22 protein-coding genes and 1 riboswitch are annotated in these 22,311 nt (G+C 37.1%); of the genes, 11 read left to right on the top strand and 11 right to left on the bottom strand.

Annotated elements, in window-relative coordinates; genetic code table 11:
* Positions 1–132: 132 nt before the first annotated feature.
* On the top strand, positions 133–696 hold the full coding sequence (locus NSQ74_RS09570; protein WP_340822929.1) for a transposase: 564 nt from the start codon (positions 133–135) through the stop codon (positions 694–696).
* Positions 697–741: 45 nt separating this feature from the next.
* Here NSQ74_RS09570 and NSQ74_RS09565 read toward each other — a convergent pair whose 3' ends face one another.
* The 3 genes from NSQ74_RS09565 to NSQ74_RS09555 form a co-directional block, all read right to left on the bottom strand.
* Positions 742–2,523 carry a SulP family inorganic anion transporter gene (locus NSQ74_RS09565; RefSeq protein WP_340822928.1) on the bottom strand — a complete coding sequence of 594 codons (1,782 nt, stop codon included), beginning with the start codon at positions 2,521–2,523 and terminating at the stop codon, positions 742–744.
* Positions 2,524–2,621: 98 nt separating this feature from the next.
* On the bottom strand, positions 2,622–2,969 hold the full coding sequence (locus tag NSQ74_RS09560) for an ArsR/SmtB family transcription factor (protein ID WP_340822926.1): 348 nt from the start codon (positions 2,967–2,969) through the stop codon (positions 2,622–2,624).
* A 133-nt stretch (positions 2,970–3,102) separates the two neighbouring features.
* Positions 3,103–4,293, bottom strand: a complete 1,191-nt coding sequence (locus tag NSQ74_RS09555) for an MDR family MFS transporter (protein WP_340822925.1) — start codon at positions 4,291–4,293, stop codon at positions 3,103–3,105.
* 293 nt (positions 4,294–4,586) lie between these two features.
* Between NSQ74_RS09555 and NSQ74_RS09550 the strand changes: the two genes are divergently transcribed.
* Positions 4,587–5,543, top strand: coding sequence for a TIGR01212 family radical SAM protein (locus NSQ74_RS09550; protein ID WP_340822924.1), 957 nt, complete (start codon positions 4,587–4,589; stop codon positions 5,541–5,543).
* A complete protein-coding gene (locus NSQ74_RS09545; RefSeq protein ID WP_340822923.1) occupies positions 5,540–6,118 on the top strand; it encodes a tRNA (mnm(5)s(2)U34)-methyltransferase in 579 nt (192 codons plus the stop codon). The genes NSQ74_RS09550 and NSQ74_RS09545 overlap by 4 nt, the downstream gene beginning before the upstream one ends.
* A 455-nt stretch (positions 6,119–6,573) precedes the next feature.
* Here NSQ74_RS09545 and NSQ74_RS09540 read toward each other — a convergent pair whose 3' ends face one another.
* Entirely contained in the window at positions 6,574–8,082 is a 1,509-nt protein-coding gene (locus NSQ74_RS09540) for an alanine/glycine:cation symporter family protein (protein ID WP_340822922.1), read from the bottom strand.
* Positions 8,083–8,211: 129 nt separating this feature from the next.
* The gene (locus NSQ74_RS09535) at positions 8,212–9,018 is read right to left on the bottom strand and encodes an alpha/beta hydrolase (protein WP_340822920.1); all 807 of its coding nucleotides are present in this window, start codon (positions 9,016–9,018) and stop codon (positions 8,212–8,214) included.
* A 135-nt stretch (positions 9,019–9,153) separates the two neighbouring features.
* Here NSQ74_RS09535 and NSQ74_RS09530 point away from each other — a divergent pair, with 135 nt between their 5' ends.
* Complete coding sequence (locus NSQ74_RS09530) at positions 9,154–9,666, top strand: gamma carbonic anhydrase (protein ID WP_139860748.1); 513 nt, start codon at positions 9,154–9,156, stop codon at positions 9,664–9,666.
* 361 nt (positions 9,667–10,027) lie between these two features.
* On the opposite strand, the gene metK is transcribed toward NSQ74_RS09530, so the two are convergent.
* Positions 10,028–11,224, bottom strand: coding sequence for a methionine adenosyltransferase (gene metK, locus NSQ74_RS09525; protein ID WP_340822917.1), 1,197 nt, complete (start codon positions 11,222–11,224; stop codon positions 10,028–10,030).
* A 255-nt stretch (positions 11,225–11,479) separates the two neighbouring features.
* Positions 11,480–11,598, bottom strand: a riboswitch (SAM riboswitch).
* A gap of 202 nt (positions 11,599–11,800) precedes the next feature.
* On the opposite strand from metK, the gene pckA reads away from it, so the two are divergent.
* Positions 11,801–13,387: a phosphoenolpyruvate carboxykinase (ATP) gene (gene pckA / locus NSQ74_RS09520; RefSeq protein WP_340822916.1), complete on the top strand. Its 1,587-nt coding sequence runs from the start codon at positions 11,801–11,803 to the stop codon at positions 13,385–13,387.
* A gap of 103 nt (positions 13,388–13,490) precedes the next feature.
* Positions 13,491–14,447 carry an alpha/beta hydrolase gene (locus tag NSQ74_RS09515; RefSeq protein WP_340822915.1) on the top strand — a complete coding sequence of 319 codons (957 nt, stop codon included), beginning with the start codon at positions 13,491–13,493 and terminating at the stop codon, positions 14,445–14,447.
* Positions 14,448–14,670: 223 nt separating this feature from the next.
* Here NSQ74_RS09515 and NSQ74_RS09510 read toward each other — a convergent pair whose 3' ends face one another.
* Genes NSQ74_RS09510 through NSQ74_RS09500 form a run of 3 tightly spaced genes read right to left on the bottom strand, consistent with a single transcriptional unit; the run spans position 14,671 to position 16,516 of the window.
* On the bottom strand, positions 14,671–15,447 hold the full coding sequence (locus NSQ74_RS09510) for an alpha/beta hydrolase family protein (RefSeq protein WP_340822914.1): 777 nt from the start codon (positions 15,445–15,447) through the stop codon (positions 14,671–14,673).
* A complete protein-coding gene (locus NSQ74_RS09505; RefSeq protein WP_340822913.1) occupies positions 15,431–15,898 on the bottom strand; it encodes an NUDIX domain-containing protein in 468 nt (155 codons plus the stop codon). The genes NSQ74_RS09510 and NSQ74_RS09505 overlap by 17 nt, the downstream gene beginning before the upstream one ends.
* A 57-nt stretch (positions 15,899–15,955) precedes the next feature.
* Positions 15,956–16,516, bottom strand: coding sequence for a helix-turn-helix domain-containing protein (locus NSQ74_RS09500; protein ID WP_340822912.1), 561 nt, complete (start codon positions 16,514–16,516; stop codon positions 15,956–15,958).
* A gap of 233 nt (positions 16,517–16,749) precedes the next feature.
* Between NSQ74_RS09500 and NSQ74_RS09495 the strand changes: the two genes are divergently transcribed.
* Positions 16,750–18,219 carry an L-lactate permease gene (locus tag NSQ74_RS09495; protein WP_340822910.1) on the top strand — a complete coding sequence of 490 codons (1,470 nt, stop codon included), beginning with the start codon at positions 16,750–16,752 and terminating at the stop codon, positions 18,217–18,219.
* Positions 18,220–18,253: 34 nt separating this feature from the next.
* Here the strand turns inward: NSQ74_RS09495 and NSQ74_RS09490 are convergent, their stop codons facing one another.
* Complete coding sequence (locus tag NSQ74_RS09490) at positions 18,254–18,571, bottom strand: transposase (protein WP_340822908.1); 318 nt, start codon at positions 18,569–18,571, stop codon at positions 18,254–18,256.
* 133 nt (positions 18,572–18,704) lie between these two features.
* Between NSQ74_RS09490 and ytzI the strand changes: the two genes are divergently transcribed.
* The 4 genes from ytzI to NSQ74_RS09470 all read left to right on the top strand — a co-directional run bounded on the left by ytzI (position 18,705) and on the right by NSQ74_RS09470 (position 20,560).
* Positions 18,705–18,851 carry a YtzI protein gene (gene ytzI / locus NSQ74_RS09485; RefSeq protein WP_340822907.1) on the top strand — a complete coding sequence of 49 codons (147 nt, stop codon included), beginning with the start codon at positions 18,705–18,707 and terminating at the stop codon, positions 18,849–18,851.
* Between the two features lie 191 nt (positions 18,852–19,042).
* The gene (locus NSQ74_RS09480; protein ID WP_340822905.1) at positions 19,043–19,204 is read left to right on the top strand and encodes a hypothetical protein; all 162 of its coding nucleotides are present in this window, start codon (positions 19,043–19,045) and stop codon (positions 19,202–19,204) included.
* On the top strand, positions 19,201–19,434 hold the full coding sequence (yidD, locus tag NSQ74_RS09475) for a membrane protein insertion efficiency factor YidD (protein WP_340822904.1): 234 nt from the start codon (positions 19,201–19,203) through the stop codon (positions 19,432–19,434). The genes NSQ74_RS09480 and yidD overlap by 4 nt, the downstream gene beginning before the upstream one ends.
* A gap of 106 nt (positions 19,435–19,540) precedes the next feature.
* A complete protein-coding gene (locus NSQ74_RS09470; RefSeq protein ID WP_340822902.1) occupies positions 19,541–20,560 on the top strand; it encodes a metal ABC transporter solute-binding protein, Zn/Mn family in 1,020 nt (339 codons plus the stop codon).
* Between the two features lie 18 nt (positions 20,561–20,578).
* Here the strand turns inward: NSQ74_RS09470 and NSQ74_RS09465 are convergent, their stop codons facing one another.
* Positions 20,579–21,751 carry a transglutaminase domain-containing protein gene (locus NSQ74_RS09465; protein ID WP_340822901.1) on the bottom strand — a complete coding sequence of 391 codons (1,173 nt, stop codon included), beginning with the start codon at positions 21,749–21,751 and terminating at the stop codon, positions 20,579–20,581.
* Positions 21,752–22,311 lie beyond the last annotated feature (560 nt).

The raw sequence follows: 22,311 nt of genomic DNA, 5'->3' as shown, positions 1-22,311 counted from the left end.
ATAGATTCGTGATATTTCAACCTTTTTCCTTGATAAAAATAAAATTATTAGTTGCTTCTGATACTTTCCTATATTTGACGTTATTTTCATTCATTTTTATGCTATAGAAAACGAAAAAGGAGGAAGTATCGTGTGCCAAGAAAAAAACGACTTTGGTCTCCACATCATTATCATCATGTAGTAATGCGTGGCAACAATCGTCAACCTATTTTTTTGAATGTTGCTGATTACGATGCTTTTTTTCGTGTACTGCAATATGCTTATCAAAAATACACTTTTAGCATTGTTGCTTATTGCATTATGTCTAACCACTATCATCTTCTAATTCAGTCACCTGAAGTTCCACTAGGGAAATTGATGGCGGTCATCAATTGGCGCTACAGTAATTACTTTAAAAAGAAATATCAATATTGCGGTCATCTGTATGAGAGTCGCTATTTTGCAGATCTTGTTCCCTCACAACTAGATATGCTAAGTGTTAGTCGCTATATCCATCGCAATCCTATATCAACAGCTCCACCTATTGTTGCGAACATGGAAGATTATCCATATAGCTCCTATCATCTTTATAAGCATAATACATCACCAGATTACCCATTTCTTAATACGAGTATTCTCAAAAATTGTTTACTTCAAACCTCACAGTTTCATCCTCCATCCTATTGTCAATATTGCGAAGTACAGCAAAGCGAGTAATTGCTAATGCAGTACAAACTGAAAAAGGCTCCACACGATAATTCATCATGTGGAGCTTTTATTTAACCCAGCTTCAATTGTCAGAATCTTTTCTGTGCCTGTCACTCGAGGGTCACCTGAGGAAAAGTCCACGCATTCGTGGAAGGCAAAATGTTTGCAGCCGATGCATTTGTTCATATCTAAATCCTTTAATGCCCTGTTAATAGCATCTCCTGTATGTTCATAGAAATTATCTTCTCCAATTTGATCGTATAAACCATTACGAAGCAGTGCCACTTTTAAATCTTTAGAGACACCCGTTACTAAAACGATGCCACCTTGTGTTGTGAAGTTTTGCACGATATTGCTAAAATAAGACTCTCCCGTAGAATCCATAAAAGGCACTTTACTCATACGCAAAATTAAAACTCTTGGATGGTCGTTCATTGAATGTTGTAATGTCTGCTCAAAGGTTTGTGCTGCACCAAAAAATAGCGGCCCCTCAATTGAATAAATACTAATTTGTGGGCAGTCATGCTTTTGATTGACAACATGCGGCTGTACCTTGCCATTATTTTTTGTATGGTCTGGTAAAACCTTATCTACAACCAACTTCTCACTCATTCGTTTAACAAATAATACAATCGCCAAACCAAGCCCTACTTCTACAGCTATCGTTAAGCTAGCGAAAACCGTAAGTAAAAACGTAATCATTAAAACAAGTGAATCTCCTGATTTCGCTTTCACAATATGGGCGAAATGCTTTCGTTCACTCATATTCCACGCTACGACCATCAACACCGGTGCCATACTAGCTAACGGAATATGAGAAGCAAAGGGCGCTAACAACAATAACGTGACTAATACAAAAACACCATGAATAATACCTGACATTGGGGATGCCGCACCCGTTTTTATATTTGTTGCAGTACGCGCGATTGCCCCTGTAGCAGGAATCCCTCCAAATAAAGGTGTTACGATGTTCGCTATGCCTTGCCCTACTAGCTCACGATTACTATTATGCTTACTATTTGTCATTCCGTCAGCAACTACCGCTGATAAAAGAGATTCAATTCCTCCCAACATAGCAATGACAAATGCAGGCCCAATTAATAATTGCATTCGTTCAAAGGTAATTTCAGGTATTGAAAACGCCGGTAAAGTATTTGGAATTTGGCCGTAAGCTGTAGCAATTGTTGCAACTTGTCCTGAAAAAAAGAAGCTAGCAACAAGTGTAGAAACAACAATACCTACCAATGCGCCAGGTACTTTTGGAAAAACTTTAGGTGTCACTAATATTATTACAAGACAAATGATTGCGATAAAAATACTATAATAATTTGTTGTACCAATATGCACAAAGAGCTCTTTCATATTAGCGATAAAATATTCATGCCGTGTAATATTTGTCAGACCTAAAAAATTGGCTATTTGCCCCGTAAAAATAATGACCGCAATACCCGCAGTAAACCCTATCGTTACAGGACGCGGAATAAATTTTATTAGGGAGCCCAGCTTGAAAATGCCCATTAAGCATAGCAAGACACCCGCCATTAACCCCGCAATCAATAGATTTTCATAGCCGTATGATAAGACAATTCCTAATAGAATGGGCACAAAAGCACCAGTAGGACCACCAATTTGATATTTTGAACCACCAAAAAGTGAAATTAGTATGCCTGCAATACACGCTGTATAAATGCCGTATTCTGGTTTTACACCTGATGCAATTGCAAAAGACATCGCTAAAGGAATTGCAACAATACCAACAATAATCCCAGACAATAAATCCTTTTTGAAAAGATTTACAGAATAACCTTCAAACCGCCCCGTAAACAGTGACTTCATATAGTAATCTTCCCTTCGAAATAATAAATTCTTTGAATCCAGACCGTTCTTTTATTCAATACTAGGCTGTTTTCTAAGGGGGAAATGAAAATATGACCTTACATCATCTCTTCATCATTTTCACTGACGGTCATTTCTTCTAATCTTGAAATTGTATGAATTAAATGGTTGTTAAAAATGTCTTTGGCAACACGCAGCAGCTCAACAATCATCGGATCACTCAAAGAATAGTAAACTTTTTTTCCTTCCTTCGTGCCATAAACAATATTTTTCGCCCGTAATACACTTAGCTGCTGCGAAACTGCTGAGCCCTCTTTTTCAAGGCAACTTTGAATCTCATTAACACTTTTCTTACCATCTACCAATAATTCAAGAATTCTAATTCGTAACGGGTGTGCTAAAGCTTTAAAAAAATCGGCTTTAAACTGTTGTAAGCCCTCTTCCACGTTAATCCCCCCATTATTATGTCTACATATTCAAATATTTGAATATGTATGATTGTATCGTTTTGCGAGGTCAATTTCAATCCAAAAAATAAAAAAAGCGAATGATTTTCATTCGCTTTAATATAAATCGTCTTTAATTTTCAGAATTGTTTCCGTGCCTGTCACTCATCAGCAACGGTCGGTCATACATAAGGCATGGGAAAATACCCATTAATACAACGACTACTAAAATAGAAACGAGTGCAATCATTCCAAACTGATCTACCATTATGCCACCGAACAATGGACCTATCATACGGCCTGCTGTTGCCGCACTATTGATAATCCCTTGGTAGAAACCCTCTCGGCCTTTTGGTGCAAGCTGATTCGCGATTGTAGGTAATGCTGGTGTATAAAACATTTCTCCAAATGTTAGTACGACCATTGCAGCTGCAAACATTTTAAAATCTTCAGCAAATGCTATAATTCCAAATGAAGCTGCTATAAGCGTAATACCAAATACTAATTGTCGCTTTATTTGATGCTCCCAGCGTCTCACAAGTGGAGCGATTAACGGCTGCCCAATCACTATGAGAAGTCCATTAATAGTCCAAAGTAAACTATATTGCTTTAACCCTAAACCTAAATCTTGTGTATACGAAGAAATCGTCGCACTCCATTGTGAATAAGCAAGCCAGCATAATACAGAAGACGTGCTTAAAATTAATAGCGCATAAAATGGTGCTTTATTTGTAATGCGTTTACTCTCACTTACTACATTTTTCAGCGCTATACTTTCTGAATCTATTCCTTTAAATGTAATCAATGCTATGAGGAAAAATAGAATATACATTGCTAAATTGACCACAAAGACATAATCAAATTGATAATCTGCAACAATGCCAGCTAATGCAGGACCAACAGCAACACCAACATTTTGTGCTAAATAAATCGCATTAAACGCTTTACGTCCGCCCTCAGGCCAAGCAGCTCCAGCTAGCGCAAACATTCCTGGAAATACAATGCCTCCACTAAATCCAAGGACAGTTAAGAACCACACATAATGAGGCCAACCATGCCAAATCGTTAAGCCGACTAACGAGGCAACTGTTAAAAGAATACCTAGCATAATAGACTTGTAGCCACCAATTCTATCAAATAAAAATCCACCTAAAAGATTCCCTAACACACCTGCAGCCGAATTCAACATTAAAATAAAGCCAGCCATGGCAAGTGTCTTTCCTAGGTAGTCATGCATATAAATGGCATTTAAAGGCCATAAAAAAGAGTTGCCCGTCGTGTTCACAAGCATACCGATAATTAAAAACCAAACACTTTTTGGCATATTCTTGACCTCCGTTATTTCGTATCTCTAAATAGCTAGTTTATGCTGAAAAATAAAAAAGTACAAGGAAAATAAATTTACCTTTTCTTCATAAAATATTCCTTTTTTAAATAGACTTTTTTCCTCACTGTGCTCTTGCTATAGCAGACATGCATTCCTCCATCTGGACAATAAATCACATTGCTTATTTAAATGAATAAACTTATATCTCAACCATTCCTACATATTAAAATTCTTATCCATGACGGAACCTTACGCACATGATAAAATATAACGTTAGAGGAGTGAAATACATGACAGAAATAAACTTTCCTTTTCCTACAGAGGGGAAAAGATACTATACATGGAATCGATATTTACGTGATCAGTTTGGTCACAAAGTATTTAAAGTAGCGCTCGATGCAGGTTTTGATTGCCCGAACCGTGATGGTACTGTTGCATTTGGGGGTTGTACATTTTGCAGTGCTGCAGGGTCAGGAGACTTTGCGGGTAATAAAGTAGACCCAATTGATGTGCAGTTCGCAGAAATTCGTGACAAAATGCATCAAAAATGGAAAGATGGCAAGTATATGGCTTACTTCCAAGCGTATACAAATACACATGCACCGCTTCCTGTCTTAAAGGAGAAATTTGAGGCAGCATTAGCGCAAGAAGGCGTAGTAGGACTTTCCATTGCGACACGTCCAGACTGCCTTCCTGATGATGTTGTAGAATATTTAGCAGAACTCAACGAACGCACTTATTTGTGGATTGAACTCGGCCTTCAAACAGTTCATGAAAAAACAGCAAACCTCATTAATCGTGCACATGACTATGCAACATATGTAGAAGGTGTTGAAAAACTTCGTAAGCACGGAATTCGCGTATGTTCACATATTATAAATGGGCTTCCACTAGAAGACTATGACATGATGATGGAAACTGCACGCGCAGTTGCAAAGCTCGATGTCCAAGGCATTAAAATCCATTTACTCCACCTATTAAAAGGGACACCAATGGTAAAACAATATGAAAAAGGCATGCTAGAATTTTTAGACCAAGATGTTTACACAAAACTAGTAGCCGATCAGTTAGAAATTTTGCCACCACATATGGTAATTCATCGTATAACAGGTGACGGGCCCATTGATTTAATGATTGGACCGATGTGGAGTGTCAATAAGTGGGAAGTACTGAATGGGATTGATGCGGAGTTAGAACGCCGTGGCAGTTGGCAAGGTAAGTTTTATAATGCTGAGGTCACAAAATGAAGCTTCAACGAGTCTTACAATATGCACAGCAATTATTAGTAGACACGATACAAGAAGGCGATACAGTTGTAGATGCCACAGCTGGAAACGGCCATGATACATTATTTTTAGCACAGCTTGTTGGCGATAACGGACAAGTTTATGCATTTGATGTGCAAAAAAGCGCTGTTGATGCTACTTTACATCGTCTGCTAGACAACGCGTTAGAGCACCGTGCCCTAGTGTTACAAACTGGGCACGAAAATATAAACCAACATGTGCAAAAGCCCGTTACTGCTGCAATTTTTAATCTTGGCTATTTACCTGGTAGTGACCATGATATCGTGACAAAACCGAATACAACTATACAAGCGATTAAAGATTTACTACAACTCCTAAAAATTGGAGGCTTAATTGTGCTTGTCATCTACCATGGCCATCCAGGTGGTAAGGAAGAACGTGACGCTGTTATTGAATTTGTCAGTCATTTACCACAAAAATATGTACATGTGTTAAAATACGAATTTTTAAACCAACAAAACGATCCACCATTTGTCATTGCCCTAGAAAAAATGAAAGACTTACCTACCAATTAACCCTTTTTACAAAAGCCCGAACTTGAAATTTCGGGCTTTTTCCTTTCTCAGAGGCACAAAGAATTATGATGGAATACTTTTTAATATAGAAAATACTGTTTCTATATAATTTTAGCTAGATGTCTTCTAAGATAGACTCTACTTATTCATCAAAATCTTAGACAAAAGACATAAAACAGTTAACGCTTGATACTTTTGTCATTTTTTTATCTTTTTGATTTTCAAAAAAATGAAATTCCCCACTAACTTAGAATTGGTGCCAGGCACTCAAACAATTATACGAGTTGATTGGAGTGGAGGGCGACGACACCTGCTCATAACGCACAAAACGTAAGACGCAACAGACCGTGTGATAGAGAGGGTTGTGGCTTACAATGTACCCGCAGAAAGCGTCCGCCCGTTGCAGCAATAAAAATAAAAAAGCCCTCTCATAATGAGAGGACCCTTTTTACACATTATTTATTTTTTCGTTTATCATTGTATTCAATCCAAAAATCTGCACCTTTAATTCCTAGTTTACGAGGATCAAAAACAGGGTCTTTGCCCTCTTTTTTCTGTTTCTCGTAATCTTTTAATGCTAGAATCGCAGGTTTCATAATAATTAAGATAGCAATTACATTTATCCATACCATTAAACCTAAACCAACATCTCCCATTGCCCACGCAAGGTCAGATGTACGAATCGTTCCATAAAATGTTGCAATCAAAAAGGCAATCTTAGCTATCCAAATGAAAATCTTTTCGGTTTGCCCAGTGAATAAGTAGGCTACATTCGTTTCAGCTATATAGTAGTACGCCATGATTGTCGTAAATGCAAAGAAGAACAAAGCAATTGCTACAAACTCTGAACCAATGCCTGGCAATGAAGATTCCACTGCATATTGTGTATACGCAGCACCTTCTTTAATACTTTTCGCAAACGTGATTTGTTCGTCTCCTGTAAGACCGTTTTGATTGAATTCTCCTACGTAAATAAACGAATCTGTACCTTCAACAGCCTTTTCATTTTGAACATTATACATACCTGTAAATAAAATCATAAATGCAGTAGCCGAACAAACTAATAATGTATCAATGTACACAGATGCTGCTTGTACAATACCTTGTTTCGCAGGGTGTGAAACTTCTGCAGCTGCAGCTGGATGCGCTCCAGTTCCTTGACCAGCTTCGTTTGAATAAATACCACGCTTAACACCCCAAGCGATTGCTGAACCAATAATACCCCCAAATACTTCTTGAGCACCAAAAGCACTTGAAAAAATTAAAGAAAATACAGCAGGCACTTGTGAAATATTCATAAAAATGATAATAATTGCCATTAGAATATAAGCTAAAGCCATGAACGGTACAACGACCTGTGCTACATTTGCAATCGATTTAACCCCACCGAAAATAATTGCACCTAATAATACGACAATTATTATTCCTGTAATCCAAGGTTCCATACCGAAAGCGTTTTCAACAGCAACCGAAATTGCATTCGATTGAACGCCAGGCATTAATATTAACATTGCGATTAACGCCGCAATCGCAAAAATGACTGCAAACCATTTTTGCCCCATTCCTTTTTCAATGTAAAAGGCCGGACCACCACGGTATTCTGTATCTTTCTCTTCTTTATATATTTGTGCTAATGTCGACTCAACATAAGCCGTCGCCGCACCGATGAAGGCAATTGCCCACATCCAAAAAATTGCACCAGGCCCCCCCATTGCGATTGCAGTTGCCGTACCAGCAATATTACCTGTACCAACACGCCCTGATAATGCAATCGACATTGCCTGGAAAGAAGAAATTCCTTTTTCCGATTTCTCTCCTTTAAACATTAAGACGAACATATCCTTAATGAGTCTTACTTGTAGGAACCGTGTAATGATTGAAAAGAATAAACCAATCAATAAAATACCATAAATAAACCACGGCCCCCATAAAATACTGTTTAGAAAACTTACAATACCTTCCATTTTACCCCTCCCAAAATATGAATATTCTTACTTTAAGACATTATAGTATTACATTTTTCTGAAAATTACAATATTATTTCCAAGTTACTATACATCTTATTCAACAATATTTTTCGGAGGGGAAACATTCTATCGAATTATATATCCAATTCGACGCAAGGCATTATTAACAAAATCTCGGATATAGACAAAAATCTCTTCACGCTCTATTTCATGGAATAGATTATGGTAGCATTTTGCCCATTCTTTAAATTGGAATTCAGCAAACTCCTGTTGATGTAGCCAATTGCGTGTTTGTCTAGTTTCCGTGATACTATCTCTTTCACCAGTCATAATAAGCATAGGCGTGTTCGGAAACTCTGCTTTTGGCATGACCGCTAAATTGCGCATCATTTGCTGTAATTCACGATACCACTTTACTGAGATAACGGACTTAAAAGGAAACTCGTCCTTCATTTCATCTCTACCTTCGACACTACGCGTTAATTTGTCAAAAGAGATATCGTGTGTCATTTTAACGCTTGCCGTTAAAGCACTTAAGCTCGTTAATGCATTTGATAACTTACCAGGCTGTAATTTTAAATGCAGCCAAGGTGATGTCAAAATAATTCCTGCACACTCATATTTTCTCTTATGCATTGTATGAAGGATTAACGTTGCTCCTAGTCCGTGCCCCATTAAAAACACTGGCAAATCATATGAAAAAGCATTTTCAATTAAATGCCTTGTATATTTGTTGTACTCTTTAAAGTCCTCATCATGGACACGTGAGAGTTTCGCATTTGCCCCATGATTCGGTAAATCCCCCATGACTACGTGGAAGCCTTCCATTCTGAGTTTTTCAATAAGCCATGCGTACCAACGGTGATTTTCATAAGCACCGTGAACAATAGCAATCACAGCCTTCGCTTGTCCATCAGCTTCCCATTTCCACATTCACATAGTCCTCCTAAATAAATAGTTACACAATGATTATAACGAAATATTCTCGTCTTTATAAAATTATATTTGCATAAAATTGCGCATTTGATACGATAATACTACATCAAAGAAAGAAAAGAGGCGTTTAGCATGATTTATCCGTTTAAAGACAAAACACCTAATATCGATCCATCAGTTTTTATAGCTGACTATGCAACCGTTACTGGTGACGTAACGATTGGTGCCGAGACAACTATATGGTTTAATACAGTTATTCGAGGTGATGTATCACCAACAATAATTGGTAAACGAGTAAGTATCCAAGATCTTTGCTGTCTACATCAAAGTCCAAAATATCCATTAATAATCGAAGATGAAGTAACAGTTGGACACCAAGTAACTTTACATAGCTGTACAATTCGAAAAAATGCATTAATAGGTATGGGATCAATCGTGTTGGATGGGGCAGAGATAGGAGAAGGTGCATTTATTGGTGCGGGTAGTCTTGTACCTCCAGGTAAAGTCATTCCTCCTAATTGCTTAGCATTAGGTCGTCCAGCAAAAGTTGTACGTGAATTAAATGCTGAAGATAAAGAAGACATGGAACGTATCGTTAGAGAATACGCCGAAAAAGGTCAATATTACAAATCTCTTCAAAAATAATGGATGCCCTAAAAATACGCGGGCTGCGATATAGGTGTAAGTGCTCTAGTAATAAACAAAGTTATATAGGATAAAAAATAAATTCGCGATTTCCTTCCAAGGTAAACGGAAAGACGCGAATTTTTTTGCAATCAATTACGCCTAGGCATCATTTCATCCAAATTTTTACAGTATGCTCGAAAAGCGCCTTAGAAAATCTATGACATCCGCCTAGGCCTTTAACTTGCTTCAGCATTCAAATCCAACCTTTAGAAGTGGGGTGTGAATGCTGAAGCAAGTTAGAAAGGGGCCATTACGTAGCCCCTTCACTAAAACATTTGCTTATGTTTACCACATATTCGAATGCTCTTTACAAAATAGCTTATAGACTTGCTTTTTCTCTTAATGCATCAGCCTTGTCCGTATTTTCCCAAGGCACATTTAAATCTGTACGACCAAAGTGACCATAAGCAGCCGTTTGTTTGTAAATTGGGCGACGTAGATCTAGCATTTTAATGATGCCTGCTGGACGTAAATCAAATAGTTCGCGAACCCATTGTACGATTTCGCTTTCGCTTACTTTTCCTGTACCAAATGTATCTACTGCGATTGATACTGGTTGTGCTACACCAATGGCATAAGCAAGTTGGACTTCAGCACGTTCTGCTAAACCTGCAGCAACAATATTTTTTGCCACATAACGAGCAGCATATGCAGCTGAACGGTCTACTTTTGTAGCGTCCTTACCAGAGAATGCACCACCACCATGACGTGCATAGCCACCGTATGTATCAACGATGATTTTACGCCCAGTAAGTCCAGCATCTCCTTTAGGTCCACCAATAACAAAACGACCTGTTGGGTTGATGAAATATTTCGTTTGAGCATCTAATAACTCACTAGGTACTACTGGTGCTATTACTAACTCTTTTAAGTCTGATTGAATTTGTTCAAGTGATGCTTCTTCATCATGCTGTGTTGAAATAACAATAGTATCGACACGAACTGGGATGTTGTGTTCATCATACTCAATTGTCACCTGTGTTTTACCGTCTGGACGTAAATATGCTAGTTCACCTGATTTACGTACTTCTGTTAAACGACGAGCTAATTTATGCGCTAAACTAATAGGTAATGGCATTAACTCAGGTGTTTCGTTACAAGCGTAACCGAACATTAAGCCTTGGTCACCTGCGCCAATAGCTTCAATATCTGCATCAGTCATAGAACCTTCGCGCGCTTCTAATGCTTGGTCTACACCTTGGGCAATATCTGGTGATTGTTCACCAATTGCAACTAGTACTGCTAAGTTTTCAGCATCAAAGCCATATTTACCGCGTGTATAGCCGATTTCTGCTACTGTATCACGCACGATACCTTTAATATCTACATAAGTAGAAGTAGTGATTTCCCCTGCTACTAATACTAATCCTGTTGTTACAGTTGTTTCACACGCTACACGTGCATTTGGATCTTCTTTTAAAATGGCATCTAAAATGGCATCCGAAATTTGGTCACAAATTTTGTCGGGATGTCCTTCTGTTACACTCTCTGATGTAAACAATCGACGGTTTGTCATTTGATTTTCCTCCTATTACTCTTACAAATAGCATTTGCGAAATTAATACGGTACTCATTACCCATGTCAAGTTCGCTCCTGAAGGATAGAACTTTCAAGCCGTTGTTGCTTTTAACATGAGGATTTCGAAAGATCCGTCATTATAATAAGGAAAGAATTGTATATACTTACCTTTACATTCATTATGAAAATAAAAAAAATCCTTTTCTCACGTACTTTACATGAGGAAAGGAATAATGACTTCGTAACCTTTCACTCTTATCGTTCAAGGGTTTTCCCCTTGCATCAGGTTGGCACCAGCGCATGTCGTGAAATAGTTCATGCAGGTTGCCGGGTTTCACAGGGCCTGACCCTCCACCAGCTCGGGATAAGAGTATCCGTTCAATTCCTCATCTTACGTAAAAGGTCGAACGTTGTCAATTATTTTATGACTTTTTGTTGAAAGTTATTTAAAACACGAAAATAATTTTTGAATTAGTATAGATTATTAAAGCAATTGTGTTATACTATTTTTGAAATTAAGAAAAACTCCCTCAAACTCAAGGGAATACTATAAAAAAGGATGGTATTTAATCGATGAATTCAGTAGAAATTGCAAACGAACTGAAGGAATTATTAAACGGCGGGAACATTAACGTTCAACTTTCAGTACCACAATTAGCGGAAAAAGCTACATCTCGTGGTGAGGCTATGTTAACAGTAGATGGCGCAGTTCGTGCAGAAACTGGCAAATACACTGGTCGTTCACCTAAAGATAAATATACGGTAGAAGAAGAAAGCACAAAAGATAAAATTGACTGGGGTAAAGTAAACCAACCAATTTCTTCGGAAGTGTTCGATAACTTATATGTAAAAGTAGTTAAATACTTAAAAGAACGTGACGAATTATTCGTATTCAACGGTTTTGCTGGTGCTGACAAAGATTCACAATTAAGCATCCAAGTAATCAATGAATATGCTTGGCATAATCTTTTCGCCCATCAATTATTTATCCGTCCAACACAAGAAGAATTAGCTTCTCATGTTGCTGACTTCACAGTTATCTCAGCTCCTAACTTTAAAGCAGATCCAGCTATCGATGGTACATCTTCTGAAACATTCATTATTGTATCACTTGAAAAGAAAATCATCCTAATCGGTGGTACTGAATATGCTGGTGAAATGAAAAAATCTATTTTCGGTATTATGAACTACCTATTACCACAACAAGGCATCCTATCAATGCACTGTTCAGCAAACGTAGGTGAAGCTGGCGATGTGGCATTATTCTTCGGTTTATCTGGTACTGGTAAAACAACTTTATCAGCTGACCCTGACCGCAAATTAATCGGTGACGATGAGCACGGCTGGTCTGACAACGGCGTATTCAACATTGAAGGTGGTTGCTATGCAAAAACAATTAACCTTTCTGCTGAAAAAGAACCTGAAATCTATAACGCAATCCGCTTCGGTTCTGTACTAGAAAACGTAGCTGTAGATCCTGAAACTCGTGTTTGTGATTACGATGATGTTTCATTAACAGAAAATACACGTGTTGCTTACCCTATCCAATATATTGAAAATATTGTTGATCCATCTGTTGCAGGTCATCCAAAAACAATCGTTTTCTTAACTGCTGATGCATTTGGTGTATTACCTCCAATCAGTAAATTAACAAAAGAACAAGCAATGTATCACTTCCTAAGTGGTTTCACATCTAAACTTGCAGGTACTGAACGTGGTGTAACAGAGCCAGAACCAGTATTCTCTACATGCTTCGGTTCTCCTTTCCTTCCACTTCCAGCAACTGTTTATGCTGAAATGTTAGGTCAAAAAATCGATGAGCATGGCGCACAAGTATTCTTAGTAAACACTGGCTGGACTGGTGGCGAATACGGTACAGGTAGCCGTATGAAGCTTTCTTACACTCGTACAATGGTACGTGCTGCAATCGATGGTAAACTAAACAACGTTGAAACGACTCAAGATGCTGTATTTGGCTTACACATTCCTACATCAGTTGAAGGCGTACCTTCAGAAGTGCTTAACCCACGCGATGCATGGGCAGACAAAGCTGCTTATGATGTAAAAGCTGCTGAACTTGCTGGTCTATTCAATGGCAACTTCAAGAAATTCTCAAATGTTTCTGAAGCAATCACTAAACTTGGTGGTCCATTAAAATAATAATGCGGCTAAGGGAACGATTTATTCGTTCCCTTTTTTTTACCCGTTTTTATAAAAAATACTCTTCAAATTTTTATGTTTTGGATAGTATTGGAGGATACATATGAAAAAAAAATACAAAATACTAGTTGGCATCATCGTTTCATTATTTGTATTGTTTATCGGAGCTGGATTTATTGCAGGCAATTACTTTTACAACTTGGCGTTAAATCCACAATCTGATAAATCAGCCGTTCTTGATGCACCACATAATTTAATTGATTCAAATCCGAATGAAGTGAAAGAGAAAGAGGCTCGTGAAACATGGTTTAACAGCCATTACGAAGAAACAACGATTCAATCCGTAGATCAACTAAAACTACATGCCTATTCCATTAAAAATCAAAATGATTCAAACAAATGGGCAATTATTTTTCATGGATATTCAAGTGATGGATTACAGATGACCAAGTATGCAAAACACTTCTATGATATGGGCTATAATGTACTTATTCCTGATGCGAGAGGTCATGGTAAAAGTGAAGGAGACTATATCGGAATGGGCTGGCATGATCGCTTAGATGTCGTGTCATGGATTGACAATACGGTTCAATTAAATAACGATGCAGAAATTGTCCTTTTTGGTGTTTCGATGGGAGGCGCCACAGTAATGATGGCATCTGGTGAAGAATTACCTACAAACGTTAAGGCAATCATCGAGGATTGTGGCTATTCTTCTGTTTGGGGCGAATTTTCTTATCAGCTAAAAGCGATCTTCCACTTACCAGCCTTCCCTATCATGTATTTTGCTTCAGCCGTAACGAAATTAAAGGCTGACTATACACTTGGTGAAGCTGATACGGTCAAACAAGTTGCAAAATCACAAACACCGATGCTATTTATCCACGGTAGTAACGACACATTCGTCCCTTCTTCAATGCTAAATGAAGTCTATGAAGCAGCCAATGTGCCTAAAGAAAAACTACTTGTTGAAGGTGCTGGACACGGTAGAGCCGAAAATGTAGCAGGAGCAAAATATTGGGAAGCAATCCAATCTTTTTTAAGCACCTACGCAAAATAATCGGTGCCAGTCACTCACACAATTTACTATTCTAGTCCTATTTTTTATAACTAACATAATAAAAATCCACGAACATTCCTATGGCAACACAAGTAGCCTAAGCCGCAACAACGGCACAGTTAGCGAGGTTGCGGCCTACCTTGTGCCCATGGAATGCGCAGTGGATTTTTATGATTTATAAGTGCCAGTCACTCAAACAATTTAAAATGTTCCTTTGCTATGATCATTGTTTCTTCATCCATTCGCACAAAGCGCGCACAGTTTCGCGATTTTGAGCAGGTGGATATTGATGTGCAAAACGGTAATCATACCACGTTTCAAACTTTTTATTGGCGTCCTCTAAGAAAAATACTAATTGCCTTGCATGTTCAATATCTACATTTTCATCACGATAGCCGTGAATAATAAGCACCGGTGCTGTAATGTGTTCAACTTCAAATAAAGGTGTACGTGCATCATAAGCCTCTGGTACACGATTAGGTGTCCCTCCAATTACGCGTTTCATCATACGACGCATATCTGTCCGCTCCCAATAAGTAGCTGTCGCATCTGAAACACCTGCCCACGTAACAACCGATGTAATATCTTTACGTAAAATTGCCGTCCACAGCGCCATAATACCTCCACGTGAAAAGCCAAACACATGAATATTATCATTGCAAAATTGCTTTAGCACATCTACTCCATGCACTGCATCATAACGATCCTGACCGGCAAACTCATCACGACCTTCTCCTCCTCTATTCCCTCGATAGTAAGGGGCAAAAACGATAAAACCTTGTGCGGCAAACTGAGCAACACGAGCTGGTCTCACCATGCCGATGCTTTGCATTCCTCCACGTAAATATAAAAACCCATCGTATGTACCTTCTGCCTTAGGCTCTGCTAGCAAGCCTTTAACCCGTAATCCAAGTGATAAATAAGTAATTTCTGATAAACGAATAGCTGGATTCGGTGAAGGGTATGGACGTTTTTCAACTATTTCACCATTGATCGTCATAACGCTTCAGCTCCTCTAGCATTTTTTGCATGCCTTCGTCCTTCATATGAAAGCTTAAATTTTGGTGACTTACAAACTCTTCATCAGTTAGCCAGACCATTCCCGATGTCTCCAAGTCAAACTCTACCTTCTCCTGACTTACAAATTGCGCAGTAAAGACTGTTTTACAAAACAATAGTTCACCATGGACAGCGTATTCTGCGAACCAACGAAGATTTTTCACATGTACACCTGTTTCTTCAAATACTTCTCTAACAGCAGCTTGTTCTAATGTTTCGCCAGGTTCTACCTTACCACCTGGAACTTCTACGCCACGACGCTTATGAATCGTGCATAACCATTTATTTTTATGCTTTAAAAAGATAAGTACATGCTTTGGCTCAACTTCAAACTCACCTCTTGTAAAGCTTAAATCGACTTGAAAACCATTTAAATCTGTAAATGAAAACATTCCATTCCACTCCTATTATTATATTGTAACGAATGTATTCATTACGTTCTGCTGACTTTATTTCATATACTGCGAGGAATCAATTACAAGGAAATAGTGACATTCTTCATTTGTTATATTGATAAATCGATGCTCTGTATCCGCTTCAAAAAAGAAGGAATCCCCTGCTGCTAATTCTTCATAAAAAGTGCCGCGTCCTAATTCAACACGTAACTTCCCGCTTTTAACAAAAATATACTCTTTTACGCCTGATTTATGTGCAGGAAATATACCCGATTCTTTATTGGCTGGAATGATATTTAAAACAAACTCAATGCCTCTAGAAGGAACGGAAGGTGATAATAAATGACGTTGAAACCCAGACTTTTCGTCGACATATATTGGGCGTTCATCTTTTCTTATAACTACAATATCCCTTTTTTCCTGTTGATCTAACAAAGCAGAAAGCGTTGTATTTAATGCCTCCGCAATTTGACAAGCTATTTGAATCGTTGGATTTTTTTCTTCTCTTTCAATTTGAGATAGCATCGAGGCACTCACGTTACTTACGACTGAAAGCTCCTGTAATGTCATCTTATTTTTTTTTCTAATAGCATTTACTTGCTTTCCAAATCCCATTATAAAAGCTCCTCTCACTACTTCGTTATTGTTCGTCCTACTATTATTTTTACTTTAGTGAAATTTTTATTTCAGAGATTGCCCTTCTACTATGATATTGTACATTATCTACAACAATCAACTTATAAGATGGTTCCCCTCAATACAGAAAAAATAACCAACATTACATATTTACACTTTAGTGAAAATAAAATATACTAAAGCGAATAAATAGTACATAGGAGTGTTGTTCAATGATAAAAGTCGTTTTAGCACTATTACCTTTAATTAGTATTTTATTTATGATATTCATTTTAAAAAAATCTTCTATTTTTACTGGCACTGTCGCTTGCATACTTACAACCGTTATCGCTATTTCTCCTGTATTTCACACCAGCGTCGTGTTGCTTCCTAAACCTTTCATCAAAAGTTTTCTTACAACAGTGCCAGTAATTTATATTTTATTTTTTGGCATTTTATTATTTCATTTAATGGAGAAATCAGGAGCGATACAAAAAATAGCTACTGCCATCGCCACCTCTACCGATGACAAAACGTATCAAGTGTTGTTATTAGCTTTAGGGCTTTCACCTTTAATTGAATCTGTTAGTGGCTTTGGCTTAGCGGTAATTGTTATTGCACCTATTTTAATAGCTTTAAAATTTAATGCGATCCAATCTTCCCTCATTGCATTAATTAGTTTATGTATAATTCCTTGGGGGACGTTAGCGATGGGCACAATGATTGGTGCATCATTAGGAAACATTCCCTTAGAGGATTTAGGTGTTGGTAGTGCCCTTCTGTGTATCCCTATTTATATTTATTTCGCCTTTTTAGTTACTTATATTGGAGTGGGAAAAAAAGCAATGAAAAAGAAACAATTGCAAATACTATGGATTGGATTGCTATTAGGTTTAAGCGTGTGGATTTGTAATCGCTTCATCAGTGTCGAGCTTGCAGGTTTAGTTGGGTCATTAACAGTTATCATAACAATTTTTATGATGATTACTTTACACAATAGGAGCAATCAGCATCGTTCTAATGCATTGTTAAAAAATATTTCTCCATATTTGCTGTTAATCGTTTTATTGTTCATTTCAAGAACCATTCCGCCCATTAAAGATTTTTTAACTCACCTATTTACCGTAACAATAAAGTCTTATCATTTTCAGTTATCTTTTTTATATTCGCCTGGATTTTTTCTCTTCATTGTTTGTCTTTTTACATGTATATTATTCCGTTTAAATAGCGCATCAATAATCGATAGCATTAAATTAACAATCAATAAATGTTACCCAGTATTGCTTACTACTTTTTTATATATTGTTGTTTCAGAAATGATGTCAGAGGCAAAGATGATTCAGCTACTATCTTTAACTGCTGCACATTCTTTTGGTTCACTTTTTATATTCATTACACCTTTAATTGGCGCTACGGGGGGTTTTTTAACTGGTAGTAATACGGCTTCAAATACGATGTTTATTCGATTACAAACAGAAACTGCGATACAGATTGGAGCTTCTCCCACTTTACTCGCTTGTATCCAAAATGTTAGTTCATCATTAATGACAATGGTAAACCCTTCTAGAGTCGCGTTAAGCTGTTCTGTTTGTAATATAACTACACTTGAAAACAACATTCAAATAAAAATGGCTATAGTTAGTATTGGTACGCTTGCCATTATTTTTATAGAAATCATTTTCCAATTACTATTTCTAAAATAAAATATTTAAGATAAAAAATGTCTAGCATAAAAAGCTAGACACGTTTATTGAAATATGGAAGCTGTTCTACAAATTCCTTTGTATCGTCATCTCCATATTCGTGAATGAGTGCGTAAATTTTCTTTAACCGTAAATCTAATTCGTCATTTTCTCTGTCCAAATGATATTGCAAATAAGGTAATTGCGCACGCCATCCATTCGCAATTTCTAATAGTTGCATTTGTTGAAATATTTTTTCGAAGACATCCAATGCTTGTCGATCTACGTTGAGCTCGAAATTCCATTGACCCTCGTATGGATTTGTATAATATGTTTTTTGAGCAAGTGAAAAATATACACGCTGACGATCCATTTATAACACCCCTTTTTCCATAGTATGGTGGTAAACAGAATGTTTTATTCGCTGGAATGTCAAACTTCCTTCACAACTAAACTAGAGCATCTATTTTATAATAGGTATAATGAACAAGAACGGAGTGAATGCAATGAGTTTAGTCTCGCTCTTAACGGTAGCAATCATAATCGTTGTTTTAGTTACAATTGCTACCATTGTAAGTGTCAATCGTGCTTATGCCTTTAAGCATACGGTTGATGAAAAGCCTAATCAAAGTTTTCATCAACACGATGAATAATCAATTACGCCACGACGTAATTGCACCAGATTTATATAGCCCGATCAGAAAACTTCTGTAAAAATCTGTTGACAGTCGCAGGGCCTTAATTTGTTTCAGCTATCGTTTGAACCTAGCCAAGCAAATTATAAACACATTCTTAAGATCATCTTTTATAATTACAATAACGAATAGAAATTGGAGTGAAAACAATGGGTGTGCCATTACCAATAATAATTATGATTGCCATGATGATGCTAATGTTTGGTGTCTCCGTCATTGTCATTCTCAAGAAAAAAGGCGACTTTTTTACACAAACAATTGATGCTAAGCCTGAGCAATCAAATTCACATCACAAGGATGGTCAAGCATGAAATATCCCTTTATATGGCTCATTCAGTTTTACAGAAAATTCATCTCACCTATGACGCCACCAACGTGCCGCTTCTATCCAACATGCTCCTCATACGGACTAGAAGCTTTTCAAAAGCACGGTGCTATTAAAGGTCTAATATTAACCGTAATACGTATTTTAAAATGCCAGCCACTTCATCCTGGTGGCTTTGATCCTGTGCCTGAAAAATGGCCTTCGAAAAAGAATTAATTTTCGAAGGTCATTTTTTCTTGTACTTTTTTCCGATGTGCGTTATTATAGAAACTGTCAAAAAAATAAATCGTAATGATTACTATTTGAAAGAGGTATCTAACATATGAAAAAAGTATTTCTATTTTTCTTAATTACTGTGCTTGCATTATTTACAGCTGCCTGCGGTGATAAATCATCTACATCGAAACAGACGACGGACAATAAAGACAAGTTATCCGTATACACAACTGTCTATCCATTGAGCTATTTTACAGAGCGAATCGGTGGCGATTTTGTAGAAGTTTCTTCTATTTATCCTCCTGGTACAAACGAGCATACATTTGAGCCAACACAAAAAGATATGATGAAATTAGCAGATGCGAATATATTTTTTTACATCGGCTTAGGGCTTGAGGGCTTTGTTGAAAATGCTAAAAAAACTTTAGCCAAGGAAGACGTTACAATGGTTGCGACTGCAGCTCAAATTTCCGATGAAAAATTAGCGGTTAGCACTGGCCATTCGCATGACGAAGAAGATGAAGCTGATCATGACCATGAACATGATGCAACTGAAGAAGATCACCATGATGAGCATGAAGCTCATGATCATGGTAGTGTCGATCCGCACGTATGGCTCTCGCCTATTATTAGTCAAGATTTAGCACTATCTATTAAAAATACATTAGTTGAAAAAATGCCAGCACAAGAAGCGACATTTACAGCAAATTATGAAGCTCTAGTAAAAGAGCTACAAGATTTAGACAGTGAATACAAAGCGATGGCTGATGCAACTCAAGACAAGACATTTTTTGTGTCACATGCAGCATTTGGCTACATCGCTGGCCAATATGGTTTAACACAAGTCCCAATTGCAGGCTTAAACTCACAAAATGAACCTTCTCAAAAAGAACTAACAGCAATTGTCGATAAAGCGAATGACTTAAATATTCATTACATTTTATTCGAGCAAAATGTTTCTTCTAAATTAGCAGAAGTCATTCAAAAAGAAGTTGGTGCTCAATCACTTGTATTGCATAATTTAAGTGTGTTAACAAGCGATGATGTAAAAAATAATGAAACGTACTTTACATTGATGAAGAAAAATATGCAAACATTAGAGAAGGCACTTAATGAGCATAAGTAATACAAAAAAACTTAGTTGTTAATATGAAGAAGGAGGTGCCCCAAGCAAAGGGGACACCTCCTTTATTATGACGTATTTTTCTTGTGGCATTCTCTTTTCAGTTCTGTCAACGCTAATGAGCCTCTTTTGTCCAACTTTAGCATACGTTTTTACATTCACAAAAATCGGACGAAGCGTAAAACTTCTCTGTAGAATGAATTTTTCATTTTGTTCATCGAAAACTATTTGAACAGACTTGCTGTTATTTTGATCCTGATTGAATAACAGAGGCGTTGGTTCTACTAATTGTTTTATATGAAGTGTATTTTCTTCTAGCATAGCGAGCCCTCTATTATAATTTAAATAATTAGTTAAAGGTTTCGTAAGAACTTCAACTTTAGTTATTTGCTGCCAATCAGCATATTTCTCACTTGTTGCCGCTGGAAAACTTGCATAATCCCATGTATGATCTTGTGCTAGTTGCTTATCAGAAACGAGAAAATAATTATAGCGTACCTCGCCCTTATGATCGGGCAATGGATCATCCCATGTAACATCAATATGGTACCACTCATTATCAAGCTTCACTAATACCCATGCATGCAATTGTTCTCCCACTTTACCTGGTACATATTGTACTTCAAAGTCTAGCATCTCTAACATCCGATATAGTACTAAAGCATAGGCCTGACATACACCCTTGTTTTCAGTTAGCAACGTGTATGGGGAATACTGACTTCCTTCACTATCCTTTGAATACTCAGAAGTTAAGACGATATAATCATGTGCAGCCTGTATTTTCTCCAGTTTGCTTAATCCATGCATAGATGCAACAATAGTTGTCAAATTTTGCTCGACAAATGCCTCCTCTTCCTGTGAGATATGATAGGTAAACTGAAATTGAATGACAATATTATTTGCATAGCCATCATATTTCCATTTGAAACTAGAAATATTGGCGTAAATATATGGATCTGTAATGGCATGTTTTATAAGCTCTGTTAGTTGGTCTTTTAAGTCAGATATATTACCAGTGTATCGAATATCAAATTCAGTAGACAATTGCATCACTTCATTCTGAATTTGCTGTTGTAATGTTTCTATTGAATTAGCCGTTGCTATATTTTGTTGTTCATAATTTGCGAATACTTGCACATGACTCATTTGTAAAACAAATAATATAATGACAACATTATATATATATTTTCTCATATGAGTCATTCTCCTTTACTAAATAGTTTATGCCGCCCATTACTTATTATGTTAATGAATCATTAATTTAATCTAAAAAAATGAGGATTTAAAAATTTAATGGGATTGTATGGTGAAAAACTACGTAGTTGTATAGTGACGAGGAAAATAAAGCAATGTCGGCAAAATGCGTGAATGTAATAGAAATTACAGGACTCTTCATAATTTCTTCTATATCAGCATAATACCCGAATTTTTATGTCTTAAAAAATCCACTGCGCTTTCCGGAGGATTGTTGAATGACTGGTACTTAGCATAGACACCTAATAGAACATAGGCTTCTCAAACCGGAAAAATCCACTTCGCTTTCCGCGGGCACGGTGTAAGCCGCAACCGCCGCTTTTGCGTAGTCTGTTGCGTCTTACATTGCGTGTATTCCCGCAGGAGTCTTCGTGGATTTTTACTTAGCTATGACACTAGCAATGCTATAAGATTCGAAATTGTGTGAGTGACTGGCACTATGGTATAGACACCTAATAGAATATAGGTTTCTCAAATCGTAAAAATCCACTTCGCTTTCC

The sequence above is a fragment of the Lysinibacillus sp. FSL W8-0992 genome (assembly GCF_038008685.1).
Taxonomy (GTDB): Bacteria; Bacillota; Bacilli; order Bacillales_A; family Planococcaceae; genus Lysinibacillus.
The sequence above is the reverse complement of the archived record's forward strand: the minus strand, read 5'-3'. Positions and strand labels throughout refer to the sequence as shown.